12 protein-coding genes and 1 tRNA gene are annotated in these 13,071 nt (G+C 60.6%); 2 read left to right on the forward strand and 11 right to left on the reverse strand.

Annotation, left to right across the window (positions count from 1 at the left end):
• Positions 1 to 39: 39 nt before the first annotated feature.
• The 5 genes from BMZ66_RS09115 to BMZ66_RS09135 form a co-directional block, all read right to left on the reverse strand.
• The gene (locus BMZ66_RS09115; RefSeq protein WP_092671425.1) at positions 40 to 1,872 is read right to left on the reverse strand and encodes an ABC transporter ATP-binding protein; all 1,833 of its coding nucleotides are present in this window, start codon (positions 1,870 to 1,872) and stop codon (positions 40 to 42) included.
• Positions 1,873 to 2,022: 150 nt separating this feature from the next.
• Positions 2,023 to 2,496, reverse strand: coding sequence for a hypothetical protein (locus BMZ66_RS09120; RefSeq protein ID WP_092671428.1), 474 nt, complete (start codon positions 2,494 to 2,496; stop codon positions 2,023 to 2,025).
• A gap of 95 nt (positions 2,497 to 2,591) precedes the next feature.
• Positions 2,592 to 3,347 (reverse strand): tRNA pseudouridine(38-40) synthase TruA, encoded by a 756-nt coding sequence (gene truA, locus BMZ66_RS09125; RefSeq protein ID WP_092671431.1) that lies wholly within the window; start codon positions 3,345 to 3,347, stop codon positions 2,592 to 2,594.
• Between the two features lie 9 nt (positions 3,348 to 3,356).
• Positions 3,357 to 3,884: a GNAT family N-acetyltransferase gene (locus BMZ66_RS09130; RefSeq protein WP_092671434.1), complete on the reverse strand. Its 528-nt coding sequence runs from the start codon at positions 3,882 to 3,884 to the stop codon at positions 3,357 to 3,359.
• A 15-nt stretch (positions 3,885 to 3,899) separates the two neighbouring features.
• Positions 3,900 to 5,102 (reverse strand): thiolase family protein, encoded by a 1,203-nt coding sequence (locus tag BMZ66_RS09135; protein WP_092671437.1) that lies wholly within the window; start codon positions 5,100 to 5,102, stop codon positions 3,900 to 3,902.
• Between the two features lie 88 nt (positions 5,103 to 5,190).
• Here BMZ66_RS09135 and BMZ66_RS09140 point away from each other — a divergent pair, with 88 nt between their 5' ends.
• Positions 5,191 to 5,664 carry a DUF4293 domain-containing protein gene (locus BMZ66_RS09140; RefSeq protein WP_092671440.1) on the forward strand — a complete coding sequence of 158 codons (474 nt, stop codon included), beginning with the start codon at positions 5,191 to 5,193 and terminating at the stop codon, positions 5,662 to 5,664.
• A 141-nt stretch (positions 5,665 to 5,805) separates the two neighbouring features.
• On the opposite strand, the gene BMZ66_RS09145 is transcribed toward BMZ66_RS09140, so the two are convergent.
• The 5 genes from BMZ66_RS09145 to BMZ66_RS09165 form a co-directional block, all read right to left on the reverse strand.
• Complete coding sequence (locus tag BMZ66_RS09145) at positions 5,806 to 6,657, reverse strand: proline and serine-rich protein 1 family protein (protein WP_177204662.1); 852 nt, start codon at positions 6,655 to 6,657, stop codon at positions 5,806 to 5,808.
• A gap of 184 nt (positions 6,658 to 6,841) precedes the next feature.
• Positions 6,842 to 8,764 carry a CHU_0125 family OmpA-like outer membrane integrity protein gene (locus tag BMZ66_RS09150; RefSeq protein ID WP_092671446.1) on the reverse strand — a complete coding sequence of 641 codons (1,923 nt, stop codon included), beginning with the start codon at positions 8,762 to 8,764 and terminating at the stop codon, positions 6,842 to 6,844.
• Positions 8,765 to 8,869: 105 nt separating this feature from the next.
• A complete protein-coding gene (locus BMZ66_RS09155) occupies positions 8,870 to 9,382 on the reverse strand; it encodes a hypothetical protein (RefSeq protein WP_092671449.1) in 513 nt (170 codons plus the stop codon).
• A gap of 381 nt (positions 9,383 to 9,763) precedes the next feature.
• Positions 9,764 to 10,615, reverse strand: a complete 852-nt coding sequence (locus BMZ66_RS09160) for a (Fe-S)-binding protein (protein WP_092672984.1) — start codon at positions 10,613 to 10,615, stop codon at positions 9,764 to 9,766.
• Positions 10,616 to 10,805: 190 nt separating this feature from the next.
• A complete protein-coding gene (locus BMZ66_RS09165) occupies positions 10,806 to 12,197 on the reverse strand; it encodes a 4Fe-4S dicluster domain-containing protein (protein WP_092671453.1) in 1,392 nt (463 codons plus the stop codon).
• 171 nt (positions 12,198 to 12,368) lie between these two features.
• Here BMZ66_RS09165 and BMZ66_RS09175 point away from each other — a divergent pair.
• Positions 12,369 to 12,441, forward strand: a tRNA-Phe gene (locus tag BMZ66_RS09175).
• Positions 12,442 to 12,656: 215 nt separating this feature from the next.
• Here the strand turns inward: BMZ66_RS09175 and BMZ66_RS09180 are convergent.
• Positions 12,657 to 13,070, reverse strand: coding sequence for a response regulator (locus BMZ66_RS09180; protein WP_092671459.1), 414 nt, complete (start codon positions 13,068 to 13,070; stop codon positions 12,657 to 12,659).
• Position 13,071 lies beyond the last annotated feature (1 nt).

Consider the following 13,071-nt stretch of genomic DNA (forward strand, 5'->3'; position numbering starts at 1 on the left):
AGGTGGCGGGTAACGGGAAAAGTCGGAGGCAGAAGCGGGCTAGGATGCGTCGGGCAGTTGGTTCTTGCCCAGCGCTACTTCTTCAGTGCCGGCGGGCAACTGCTCGGTCACCACGTATTGCATGCGGTATAGCTGGGCATAATAGCCGTCCTCAATGCGCAGGAGCTCCTCGTGCGTGCCGGTTTCCTTAATTTCGCCCTTGTCGAGGACAATGATTTTGTCGGCTTTTTGAATCGTGCTCAGGCGGTGGGCAATAACCAGGGAGGTGCGGCCCTGCATCAGCTTTTCAATGGCCGACTGAATCAATTCCTCGGTTTCGGAGTCGACGGAAGAGGTGGCCTCGTCCAGAATGATGACGCGGGGCTGGTACACCATGGCCCGCACGAAGCTGATGAGCTGGCGCTGGCCCACGGAGAGCGTGGCGCCACGCTCCATCACGGGGTAGTTGAGGGCGTTGGGCAGGCGCTCAATGAAACGGCGGGCGCCCACGAGGTCGGCCGCTTCCCAAATTTGGGTGTCGGTGATGGTCTTATTGCCGAGGGTGATGTTGTCGCGGATGCTGCCGGCGAAGAGGAAAACGTCCTGCAGCACCACGCCGATTTGGCGCCGCAGCAGGCTTAAGTCGTACTCACGCAGGTCGCGGCCATCGATGCAGATGCTGCCTTCCTGAATGTCGTAGAAGCGGCTGAGCAGGTTGATGATGCTGGTTTTGCCGGCTCCGGTGGCGCCCACAAAGGCGATGGTTTGACCGGGCTTCACGTGGAAGCTGATGTCCTTGAGCACCCACTCGGGCTCGTTGTAGGCGAACTTGACGTTTTTGAACTCCACATCGCCGCGCAGCTCGGTGGGGGCGTAGGTGCCGCTGGTGGCCACCAAGTCCTTGTTGTCGAGTAGCTTGAGAAGGCGCTCTGTGCTCACCAAGCCCAGCTGCAGGGTGTTGAACCGGTCGGCAATTTGGCGGATGGGTCGGAAAAACAGCGCGTTGTACATGATAAAGGCGATGAGCGCACCCTTCGAGATGGTGCCTTCAATCTGGCCCTGGGCTGCGTACCACACCAGCAAGCCCACGCCAATGGCACCTAACACCTCGGCCACCGGGAAGTAGATGCTGTAGTAGAGCACCGAGCGAATGTGAGCATCAGTATGCTCTTTGTTGATGGCCTCGAACTTGCGAAATTCCCGCTCCTCGTTGTTGAAAATCTGCACCACGTTCATGCCCGTGAGGTGCTCCTGCACGAAGGAGTTCAGCTTGGCCACGGCATTGCGCACGTCTTGAAACGACTTCTTGATTTTCTCCTTGAACACATAGGTCGAGAAGAGCAGCGGTGGAATCACGGACAGGCTGATGAGCGTGAGGCGCCAGTCGATGTAGAACATGAAAGCCATGATGAAGAGCAGCTGCAGTACGTCGCCCGCCATGGCCGCGAGGCCTTCGCTGAACACGTCGGAAAGCGTTTCCACGTCCGAGATATTACGCGTGACCAGCACGCCAATAGGTGTTCGGTCGAAGAAGCTCAACTTCAGGTTTAGGAGGTGCTGGTAGAGGTCGGTGCGGATATCGCGCACGATGTACTGGCCCAGCCAGCCGCCGTAGTACGTCTGCAGGTAGCTCACGCCGGCGTGGCCCACGAGCAGCACCAGCAGCAGGCCAAACATGGCGTTGAGGCTATGAGTATCGCCCTGCTCGATGCTGACATCGACCATGCGCTGGATGAGAAAAGGCCGCAGCGTGCCGAGCACGGCTGTGGCCACAGTCAGAAAAATCAGGCCGATAAACACGCGCCGGTAGGGCCGCACGTAGGCCAGCAGGCGGCGCAACACCGTCCAGTCGAATACCTGACCAGTTTTGGTAGCGGAAGTGGTGGGGTCCATAAGTGGGGCAAAGGTCGGGAGTACGGCGTTAGCGAGCTACAGGGTTGAATTCCTAGCCGCTGCCGTCTTCCTTATCCTTAACAAGCAAATGCGCCCAAAAGCTGCATCCCCCTGGAAAACTACATTTGCCCGCCGGCGCCGCGGTTGAATTTAAGGCAGCGTGAGCAGTCCCGAAATCCCTTTGACGTTAAGCCGGGCGAAGCGTTTTACCCGCTCAAACCGGGCCTGGGTCTCGACCAGCTCGTCGTCCTTGGGCCGCGGGGTGGAGGCGTGCGACTCCAGCAGCTCAAACACAGAAGCGGCAATGTCGATGTAGCCGAGCAACAGCAAATAGAGTTGTTTCTTTTCCGCTTCGGCATACTGCTTGGTGCGGATGGCTTTGGTCAGCGTGTCGAGCTGCGCGGTTTCGTCCGTAAACAGGTCCCGCAGGGCCCGGCGCTCGCGGTCGTAGTCGGCCAGCTGCGCTGTCGTGGCCGAGGAGGCAGCGAAGGGAAAAGTATCCGTAAAAGCTACCGCCTGACGAAATGCGCCTTCGGCTGCGTACACGGTGGCCAGGTGCTTTTCCAGGCTTACCCAAAGGCCCAGGCGGGCTTTGTCAAAGACGTTCGGTGCGGTGCTTTCCACAGTTGTGCGCTTGGGGTGATGAGCCGCAAAGGTACCTGACCCGCGGGCTGCTTGCTGCTAATGGAATTCTCTGGATAGACCGCCCGGCTGCGCCGCTACTCCGGCACAATGCCTGGCCCGTATTCCACTTTGCTCAAAAACAAGCCTCGCGCCGGGGCCGCGCCGCCCGCATCTACCCGCCGCTGGGCCCAGAGCAGCTCCTGAAACTGCTGCGGCGTCATCTTGCCCCGGCCCACGTCGAGTAGGGTGCCCACCACCAGCCGCACCATGCCGCGCACGAAGCGGTTGGCCCGAATGCGAAACACCAGCCCGCTGGGCGCGGGGTGCCACGCCGCTTCGTAGCAGTAGCACACGTAGTGGTCGACGCCGCCTTTCACTTTGGAAAAGGAGGTGAAATCAAACTGCCCAATCATGCAAGCGGCGGCTTCGTTCATGGCCGCCACGTCGGGCGTGCGGTCGAGATGCAGGGCGTGGTCGCGCCGGAAAGGGTCGGGCTGCGGCGTGAGCACGAAGTAGTCGTAGGTGCGCTCTTCGGCCGAGAAACGGGCGTGGTCGCTGTCGGCCACGGGGTGCAGGCGCAGGGCGGCAATGTCGGTAGGCAGGGCACGGCGCAGGCGGTAGAGCAGCAGGTCGAGCGTGAGGTTTTCGGGTAGCTCGGCGTCGAAATGCGCGACCTGGTGGCTGGCGTGTACGCCGGTGTCGGTGCGCCCACTGCCCAGGCTGTGGATGGGCTGCCGCAGCACCTGCGAAAGGCAGCGGTCGACTTCGGCCTGCACGGTGAGGGTGTTCGGCTGCACCTGCCAGCCATGGTAGCGCGTGCCGTCGTAGGCGAAATGGAGGAAATAACGCATTGAGATAAATCAGCGCACCAGCGCGTAAAGCAAGCCATCCATGGTCTGCCCGTCTTTGGTAACAGCCTGCCGGAGGCGCGCCTCCAGGGTGAAGCCGGCTTTTTCGAGCACGCGCCCTGAAGTAGCGTTATGCGCAAATACCACGGCGTAAATCCGCGCCAAGTCGTGGTGAGTAAAGCCGTGGTCTGCCAGCACTCGCACTGCAGCCGTGGCAATGCCCCGGCCCCAGTGCGTCCGGCCCAGCCAGTAGCCAATCTCGGCCGAGCGGCGGTTTACATCATGCTTAAATAATAGGCTGATGCTGCCCACGGCCTCGCCAGCCACGTCGATGCACAAATGCAAATCACGCTGGCCTTCCTCGCTGTTCACCATGGCGATGTAAGCTTCGGCATCGGCTACGGAGTAAGGATGCGGAAACCGGTCGCGCAGGTTCAGCCAAATGCCGTGGTCGTTGGCGTGCAAGGCTAGGCTGGGCGCGTCGGCGGGCGCGAAGGGTCGAAGCAACGCGCCCGCTTCGGGCAGTGGCAGCACTGGCATGGCGGCAGAGAAATTCTACAGCTTCTCGTAAATCACCGAAGCGCCTTGGCCCACGCCCACGCACATGGTGGCCAAGCCGTAGCGCACGCCGTCGCGGCGGTGCATTTCGTGCAGCAGCGTGGCGGTGATGCGGGCGCCGGAGCTTCCCAGCGGGTGGCCCAGGGCAATGGAGCCGCCGTTCACGTTCACTTTATCCATGTCGAGGCCCAGCTCGCGGATGCAGGCAATGCTTTGGGCCGCGAATGCCTCGTTCAGCTCAATCAGGTCGATGTCATTGATGGTGAGGCCAGCCCGCTGCAGCACTTTTTGAGTGGCCGGAATCGGGCCCAGGCCCATAACCGACGGGTCGACGCCCGCCACGGCCGAGGCTACTACCCGCGCCAGGGGCTTGAGGTTGTAGCGCTTCAGGGCTTCTTCGCTCACGAGCAGCACGGCGGCGGCGCCGTCGTTGATGCCCGCAGAGTTGCCAGCCGTCACGGTGCCGCCTTCGGGCTGGAACGCGGGCTTGAGGGTGGCCAGCTTTTCGAGGGAGGAGAAGCGGGGCTGCTCGTCGGTGTCAAACAACGCCGTATCGCCCTTGGGCTGCGGAATGAACACGGGCACAATCTCCTTGCGGAAGCGTCCTTTCTCCAGGGCCCGGGCATACTTGCGCTGGCTTTCGAAAGCGAAGGCGTCTTGCTCCTGGCGCGTCACGTTGTATTGCTTGGCCACGTTTTCGGCTGTCTGGCCCATGGCGAAGGGGTAGTGCAGCTTGGTGAGGCGCGGGTTGATGAAGCGCCAGCCCAGCGTGGTATCGTGGGCCGTAAGCTCGCGGCCGAAGGCCGACTCCGACTTGGCCATGACAAACGGCGCGCGGGTCATGCTCTCGCTGCCGCCGGCCAGGTACACGTCGCCCTCCCCGCACTTAATGGCCCGGGCGGCGTCCATGATGCTTTGCAGGCCCGAGGCACAGAGGCGGTTCACGGTGTTGCCGGGCACGGTGATGGGCAGGCCCGCCAGCAGCGCGGCCATGCGGGCCACGTTGCGGTTGTCTTCACCGGCTTGGTTGGCCGCGCCGAGGATGACGTCCTCAATGGCGGCTTTATCAACGGAAGGATTGCGGCGCATGAGCTCACGCAGTACGTGGGCGGCCAAATCATCGGGGCGGACGCTGCTGAGCGCGCCGGCAAATTTTCCAATCGGGGTACGCACGGCGTCCACGATATAAGCAGTTGGCATTCGAATTATCAATAGCGGCGTAAACGCCGGATGGGACTAAATTTGTGGCCCCGACACAGATGCGGGGCAGTTTTTACTAACAGCAAAGATGATACAAAGAATCCAAAGCGTGTTTTTACTGTTGCTGGCCCTGGCCATGCTCAGCATGTTAGCGTTGCCACTGTGGCACAAAATCGACGGCCTCACCAACCAGGAGCTGACCCTTACGGCCTTCGGCTTCACTCCCAAAGGCATGCAATTGCCGGCTTCTACGGGGCCAGTTTGGCTTATCGGCTTGCTGGCGGGCGCCTCCGCAGCGGTGGCTATTTTCGAAATTTTTCAGTTTCGCAACCGCGGCAAACAACTGCTGCTTGGCACCGTCAACCTGCTTCTGATTACGGCTACGATTGGCGCAGGCTTCTATTTCTCCAGCCAAGGCGAACAGATGCTCAACGTGAAGCTGGCGGGCCAGTACATGGCTGGTTTTTACCTCCCAACCCTGGCTCTGATGTTGAACCTGCTGGCCAACCGCTTCATCCGGCGCGACGAGCAGCTGGTGCGCAGCATGGACCGTTTGCGGTAGATGCTAGTTGGCTGGTAGCTTTTGGCTGATGGCCATTAGCTTCTGGTTGGAGAAACAAGCATACAAAAGAAGAGGCCGCTGTAGTATCTACAGCGGCCTCTTTGTCTTTGGGCAGCACCGTTTTGGGGTGGGCCTCAACTCTTATTGCTCAGCGCGCACGGCCTGCTGCACTTCCTGCACGCTGGCATCGTACTCGAAGGCTTCGTAGACGCGGTAAAAGTTCTGCGGGTCGGTGAGGTGAGAGTGCGCGTACTTGGCAAGCTCCACGCGGGAAGCTTCGAATTCCATGGTGCGAAGTAGGCGTTTCAGGTCGTCGGTTTGGAGGCTGCTTTGGGCCAAGGCTTCTTTGGCAATATTCAGCTTGCTGGCCTCAAAGGGGCGCTGCTGCACAGCTTGTATGAGGGCATCAACATCCTGCGGAGCCATGATGCGGTAGCTGCTAGCAGTTGAGCCGGGATAGTAGCCCGCGCCGTTGGGCGTGTTGCCGTAGCTAGGGCTGTTGTTGCCGTACCCGTTGTTGCCAGGGTTGTTGCTGCCTCCATAGTAGGGTGCGTTACCATTCTGGCCATACGGCATGGGGCTGTTGTAGCTGCCTTGGCCGTAGCCATTGTCATAATAACCATTGCCACGGCCCCGCGGGCCATACAAGGGCACGGCCGCGACTTGCCGCAGGCTCAGCGGGCGCCCGGGGCGGGCAATCAGCACAAACGAGGTTTCGAGGCCGGGCTCCAGCCACACGCGGCTCCGGAACCGCACGGCGCCGCCGTAGGCCGTGGGCACGGTGAAATCGGCCCAGTGCAGGCCGGGGACTAATTGGTCGACGCGCACTTGCCGGGCCACGCCGCGGGTGAGGGGGCGCCCGTCGAGCACGAGGCCAAAAGGCACGCCGCGCTCGGAAGAAAAGTTGACATTGGCGGGCGGAGGCGGGTAAGCCAACGCAGGGGCCACGGCGGCAAACAAGCCAACCAGGGCAAGGAGTAGGGCCTTTTTCATGGCGCAGAAAGGTGAGAGCCAACCACAGCGGCGGGTTGGTAATTCCACTATTTTCAAAAGGTATGCCATGTTTAAAACCTCAGGCAACTGAGCGTAATTCACGGCCGTTCGGTGAAAACACACGGCACAAAAAAGGCCCCGCAACTCGTGTTGCGGGGCCTTCGGATGAGAAAAATTATCTCAGTTATTGCGCTACTCGGGTCACCTTGAACTCGGTGCGGCGGTTGCGCTGGTATTCTTCCTCCGACTTGGGCGCCGCTATAATTGGGCGGGTTTCGCCGTAGCCTTTGGCCGTGATGCGGGCCTTGTCGATGCCTTTGCTCACGATGTAGTCGACAGCAGCCTGGGCCCGCTGTTGCGAGAGCTTCAGGTTGTAGGCGTCCTTGCCGCGTTGGTCGGTGTGCGAGCTTAGCTCGATGGAGATTTTGGGATTGTCGACCAGCGTCTGCACCAGGGTATCGAGGCGAATGGCAGCGTCCGAACGAATGTTGAACTTGTCGTAGTCGTAGAAAATGTCTTTGACTTCAATGGCCCGGGCCAGGATGATTTTGTTCAGCGTCAGGGTTACCGGCAGCCGAATATCGTTGGCCGGGTTGGGGAGCTGGTCCTGACTGGGCTTGCGGCCCACGGTGGTCAGGGTGGTGCGTGCCGCGAAGTCGCCGGGGCGTTCGGCCAGGATGGTGTAGTTCGATACTGAGTCCAGCGGAGCCGAGAACTTGCCGTCGGGGCCACTGGTCAGGGTCTGGCGTTGGTTGTTCGGGCCGATGAGGGTAACCTTGGCGTTGGCCAGGGGAACGGTGGTTTTGGCTTTGTCGTCGCGTTCCAGCACGGTGCCGTCGAGATAGAACGCCACCAGCTTCGGCGCCTTCTTCTTGAACGTGTACATGTCGTCCGAACCTTTGCCACCGGCGCGGTTCGAGCTGAACAGGCCCATGTCTTTGCCCATGGGCACAGGTGCAAAATCATCGGCAATGCTGTTGACATCGGCTCCCATGTTTACGGCTTTCCCGTCCTGCATCATAAACAGGTCGAGTTTGCCCAGGCCGGGGCGGCCGTCGGAGGCGAAGTACAGCGTGCCATCGGGCGCTATGCCGGGGAAGTTCTCATTACCAGCCGTGTTGACGGATTCGCCCAGGTTTTCGGCCGGAGAGAAGCGGCCGTTAGAACCCAGCGTGGCTTTGTAAAGGTCGTTGCCGCCCTGGCCGCCCTTGCGGCCCGACGAGAAGTACAGCGTGGTGCCGTCGGGCGCGAAGGCCGGCGAGAAGTCGTCGGCGGTGCGGTCGTTGATGTTGGCCAGAATGGGCTCGCTCCATTCGCCGCCCTTGTTGTAGGAAATCCAGAGGTCCACGCTCAAGTAGCCTTTTTTGCTGCCGTCGTTCGAGCGGGCAAACACCATGGTTTTGCCGTCGGGGGTGTAGGTGGCGCTGGCCTCGTGCTTGTTTTCGGAGTTGAAGGGACCTTCCAGCTTGCGTGCGGTGCCGCCAGTCATGGTGGCCGCGTTGTCGAACTTGATGGCGTAGAGGCTGTTGAAATTCTCGCCGTTGCCGAGGTATTTCTTGCCGTCGCGGCCGGAGGTAAACACTAGGTCGCCGGTGCTGGCCACCAGGGTACCGCCAAAATCCGATGCCGGCGAGTTCAGCGCATCTACCGGCGCTACTTCGTACTTATTCTTGATGGCGGCCACTTCCTTGCTGGCCAGGGCGTTTTTGGCTTCCGTTTCGGCGCGGGCGGCCAGGGTGCGGTTGCCGCCAACGTTGCCGTAGGCCGTAAACTGGGCCGCGGCCTCGTCGTACTTACCGTTGGCCCGCATGGCTTCGGCATACCGGAAGCCAACTTCGGCGTTCTTTATTCCACCGTCCAGCGCCGCTTTGTAGAATGGCTCGGCCATCTCGACCCGGTTGGAGAGGCGGTAAGACTCGCCAATGCGGAAGTTGGCCAGGGCAGCGTTCCGGCCCTTGGCCACGTCGGCCTGGTAGAGGGGGATGGCCAGCTCGTACTGGCCGCGGGCAAACTGTTTATCGCCCTTGCTTGCGCTGCCCGAAGTAGCGCAACCGCTTAGTAGGGCGGTAGAGCCAACTGCGGCACAGACCAATAGTAGGTTCCTCATGGGTCGAATGGTGGTAGGGAAGGGGCCGGAATGAATCTCCGATTAAGCACTTTTGGGTTAGCAATAATACTACGGATTGGGCAGCATTCGAAGGGCAAGGCCGTCTCAGGCAGGCAGGTGGCTTTTTTCTTCCTGCCCAAAGTAGCGGGCCAGCCAGGTTTCGGCGGCTGGGCGGGGCCAGTTGCTGTCGAGTTGCGCTTTGGTAGCTAAGGTGTTGTCGAAATAAAAAGTTTCGGGACCAATGGTGCCGGCCGCTACGGCGGCCTTCAGCTCGCTGCGTTTGAGCAGGGTCACGGCTCCCTCATGGAGGAAAGCGAGCCGGGATTTTTCCAGTAGCTCCGCGCCCAGGTGCTGTTCGAGCTGCGCCACAAACCGCACCGACGCATCGATGGAGCAGCCGCTGGCGCCGGCAACGCCCTCATCGAGTCCAACAATCAGAAACTGCTGGTGCAGAAACTGCGCCGAGGCGTGCAGGCTGCGGCCGTGGCTGGTCCACTCCTCGGCAAAGCGTGCCAAAGACGGCAGCACGCCCACAATCTCCTGCGCGCTGAGCTGGCGCGAGGCCTGATAAATCCAGACCCGGGCTTCGGGAGGCAGTTGGTCGAAAGCAACGTACATAATTCGCGGGGATTAGCAGAGGCAAATGAGCTCCTGCGGTCGGTTTAGTAGTTGGGTAGATGGAGCTGAGTAGCTCAAGCAAACCTCACCCCCCGGCCCCCTCTCCAAAAAAGAGGGGGTGAGTTCAACGGAGTTCACGTCAGGCTCCCCCTCTTTTTTGGAGAGGGGGCCGGGGGGTGAGGTTGATTGGGGCTGAGTATAAGCTTACTCCTTTTTGAGTCCTTAAATACAAAGAACGTCATGCCAAGCGAAGCCAAAGCAGCGCATAGCATGACGTACTTGGTAACCAGTATAACGCGCCGAAAGGTTACATATTTCCAGAACACGGCGCAAAAGTGGACTAATGCCAACTTTCACTCGTGTTCCACCGCGCCGGAGGCCTTAGGCGTTGATGCCCTCGGCCGAAGCAACGAGCTCTGCTATGTCGAACACCTGCACGCGGCTCTCTTGTTCCTCGTGCTTCACGCCGTCGCTCATCATGGTCATGCAGAACGGGCAGCTTACAGCAATGATGCTGCTTTCGAGGTCGTGCCGGCTGGGCGCGCTCTTTTCAGTCTCGACGCCGCCCAGGTTGGCCAGTGCTTCGGCTGCGCCGCTCAGGGTAGCCAAGGCTTCCTGGGTGCGCTCCACGTTGATGTCTTTCTTGCCGGGCTCGGGCTCTTTCCACATCTGGGCGCCGCCGGCGCCGCAGCAGAGGCCGTTGGCGCGGCTACGCTTCATCTCCACCAGGTCGGCATCGAGGGCAGCCAGCACGTCGCGCGGGGCCTCGTAAATGTTGTTGGCGCGGCCCAGGTAGCAGGGGTCGTGGAAGGTGATGCGGCGGCCCTTAAAGCTCTCGCCCCCGGTCACGCCCACCTTGCCCTCGTTGATGAGCTGCTGCAGGTAGGTGCTGTGGTGAATGACTTCGTAGTCGCCGCCCAGCGCCGGGTACTCGTTTTTGATGGTGTTGAAGCAGTGCGGGCAGGCTGTCACGATTTTCTTAATGCCATAGCCGTTCAGCGTCGTGATGTTCTGCATGGCCTGCATCTGAAACAGGAATTCGTTGCCAGCACGCTTGGCGGGGTCGCCGGTGCAGCTTTCTTCCAGGCCGAGCACGGCGTACTTGGTGCCCACGTGCTCCAGAATGCGCACAAAGGCGCGGGTCACGCGCTTGTAGCGGTCGTCGAAAGCACCGGCGCAGCCCACCCAGAACAGGATTTCGGGCGACTCGTTGCGGGCGGCCAAATCGGCCATGACGGGAACGTTGATTTGGCGCTTTTCGCCGGCAGCGGGAGTAGTTGGGGACATGGTGGGATGGTTAGAACGACACAGTTGTCATCCTGAGCGGAGCGAAGGACCTTATCACGTCCACGCCGCGGTGAGTTGGTGAACCTGACGAAAGCAGCGGTGATAAGATGCTTCCTGCGTCAGCATGACAAACGATTTACGCTACCGTGGCAGCTTGCTGCTTCTCCGTGGCGAACAAATCGTCGGCCCAGTTGAAGCGGTCGGAGGGCGAGAAAGCCCAAGGCGCGCCGTTGTTCTCGATGTTGGAGAACATGACGTTGAGCGAGTTGGGCGCGGCCGACTCTTCCAGCACCAGGAAGCGGCGCATCTCAATAATGCTTTCCAGCGGGTTAATGTTTACGGGGCAGCTTTCCACGCAGGCGTTGCAGGTGGTGCAGGCCCAGAGCTCCTCTGGCGTCACTTTGCCGCGGAGTAGGGTGGCATTGGCCAGGTCGGTCACGGGCTCGTGCTTGGCTTCGGCGCCGTACATGTTGGGCCGGAAAATGAGCGGCGATTCGTACTTCTCCTCCACCCGGTCGCGGGTGTCCATGATGATTTTGCGCGGCGAGAGCAGCTTGCCCGTGAGGTTGGCGGGGCACACCGAGGTACAACGGCCGCACTCCGTGCAGGAGTAGGCATTCATGAGCGAAGTCCAGGGCAGGTCTTCCACGTCTTTGGCACCAAACGAGGTGGGCGCCAGGGCCGAGCCATCGGGGCCGACGGCGGGCGGCGGCACCACGTAGCTCGGGTCCATCATGGCCTTCACTTCGTGGGTGATGCTCTCTACGTTGCTGAACTGGCCCTGGGGCACCAGCCGCGAGAACCACACGTTGGGGAACGTGATGATAATGTGGAAGTGCTTGGAGCTGGGCAAGTAATTCAGGAACAGGAAGATGCCGATGATGTGGGCCCACCAGCCCACGCGCTCCAGCACGTGCAGCGTGCCCGCATCGCTGGGAAACAGGCCCACGAGCAGGCTGCTGATGGGGAAGGTACCGGGCATGGTCTCGCCGCTCACCTGGTGCAGCTTGAGGTCGGCGGTATTCATCGTGAACAGCGCCGCCATTAGGACCACTTCCACGTAAAGAATGATGTTGGCGTCGAGCTTGGGCCAGGCGCGCAACTCCACGCCGGTGAGGCGCCGCACGGGCTGGGTGCGGTTGCGGCGCCACCAGAAGGCCACCACGGCCAGAATCACCAGCGCGCCGAGAATTTCATTGGTGGCCATGAGCACGTCGTAGCCCGGGCCCAGGAAGCGCAGGAAGCGGTGCGTGCCGGTGAGGCCGTCGACCACAATCTCCAGCACCTCCACATTGATTACGATAAAACCCACGTACACAATGAGGTGCAACAGGGCCGGCGTGAGACGCTTGAACATCTTTTGCTGCCCAAACGCTACCAGCACCGTCTTTTTAAACCGCTCGGCGGCGTTGCCGCTCATGTCGCGGGGGCGGCCAACGAAAATATTAGCGCGGATTTTTCGGATTTGCCATACGAAAAGGCCGGATGCTGCCACTAGCAGCAGAAAGAAAATGATTTGCTCCAACATGCGGGTAAAGGTAAGGAAGTGGGAACGTTTGCGGCTGCAATATACTCGGCATGCCGAACACTTTGCCGGGGAATTCCCGAAGCCCAACACTTTTTTTACTATAATTCTTGCGGCATTGTTTTGGTTTCGTACCTTTGCGGTCCCCAAAGCGCACTTTGGCAGCGGGGAAACGGCAACATAGCTCAGTTGGTAGAGCACAGCACTGAAAATGCTGGTGTCGTTGGTTCGATTCCAACTGTTGCCACGAAAAGGCCCTTAGCGTACTGCTAAGGGCCTTTTTTATTGCGCTAACGCCAATGCGCAGCAGGGCTGGCTGTGGAGAGGGGGAAGTGGTCGCGGAGTCCAAAAGCCTTCCCATGGGAATACGCCCTTGCGGAATAGAGAGAATTAGCGCAGCTTCGAACGTTGTGTGGGGGTTGAACTGCATCTTTTGAGCCTAGGGCAGGGCTGGCTAACGTTTCACGGATTTAGGGAGAAATGCTGCTCCAGCACGCGCTCAACCTGCTCCTGGGTGAGGGGTTTGGCGAGAAAATCGGCGACGGGCTGGTGTTTAACGCGCTCCAGGTCGCGGGAGCTGACGGAGGTGGTGAGCATTACGATGACCACGGCATGCCGCTGGGCATCGGGCAGCTGCTGGAAGGCCGTCAGAAACTCGAAGCCGTCCATTAGGGGCATGTTGATATCGAGGAAGATGAGGGCCGGATAGCTGGGCGTGGGCGGCTGGCAGTAGCGGTGCAGCACGGCCAGGGCCTCTTCGCCGTTGGCGGCAACCAGCACCTCCTCGGCGGCCTCCAGGCGCAGCAGCAGCTTGCGGTTGAGAAAGTTGGTGATGGGGTCGTCGTCAACGAGAAGAATACTGGGCAACCGGGACATG

The organism is Hymenobacter arizonensis (genome assembly GCF_900115775.1).
GTDB lineage: Bacteria > Bacteroidota > Bacteroidia > Cytophagales > Hymenobacteraceae > Hymenobacter > Hymenobacter arizonensis.

Bases quoted from the DNA above. Each gene is read 5' to 3' on its own strand.
- BMZ66_RS09115 (WP_092671425.1), bottom strand. From the start codon at position 1,872: ATGGACCCCACCACTTCCGCTACCAAAACTGGTCAGGTATTCGACTGG.
- truA (WP_092671431.1), bottom strand. From the start codon at position 3,347: ATGCGTTATTTCCTCCATTTCGCCTACGACGGCACGCGCTACCATGGC.
- BMZ66_RS09130 (WP_092671434.1), bottom strand. From the start codon at position 3,884: ATGCCAGTGCTGCCACTGCCCGAAGCGGGCGCGTTGCTTCGACCCTTC.
- BMZ66_RS09135 (WP_092671437.1), bottom strand. From the start codon at position 5,102: ATGCCAACTGCTTATATCGTGGACGCCGTGCGTACCCCGATTGGAAAA.
- BMZ66_RS09140 (WP_092671440.1), top strand. From the start codon at position 5,191: ATGATACAAAGAATCCAAAGCGTGTTTTTACTGTTGCTGGCCCTGGCC.
- BMZ66_RS09145 (WP_177204662.1), bottom strand. From the start codon at position 6,657: ATGAAAAAGGCCCTACTCCTTGCCCTGGTTGGCTTGTTTGCCGCCGTG.
- BMZ66_RS09150 (WP_092671446.1), bottom strand. From the start codon at position 8,764: ATGAGGAACCTACTATTGGTCTGTGCCGCAGTTGGCTCTACCGCCCTA.
- BMZ66_RS09155 (WP_092671449.1), bottom strand. From the start codon at position 9,382: ATGTACGTTGCTTTCGACCAACTGCCTCCCGAAGCCCGGGTCTGGATT.
- BMZ66_RS09160 (WP_092672984.1), bottom strand. From the start codon at position 10,615: ATGGCCGATTTGGCCGCCCGCAACGAGTCGCCCGAAATCCTGTTCTGG.
- BMZ66_RS09165 (WP_092671453.1), bottom strand. From the start codon at position 12,197: ATGTTGGAGCAAATCATTTTCTTTCTGCTGCTAGTGGCAGCATCCGGC.
- BMZ66_RS09180 (WP_092671459.1), bottom strand. From the start codon at position 13,070: ATGTCCCGGTTGCCCAGTATTCTTCTCGTTGACGACGACCCCATCACC.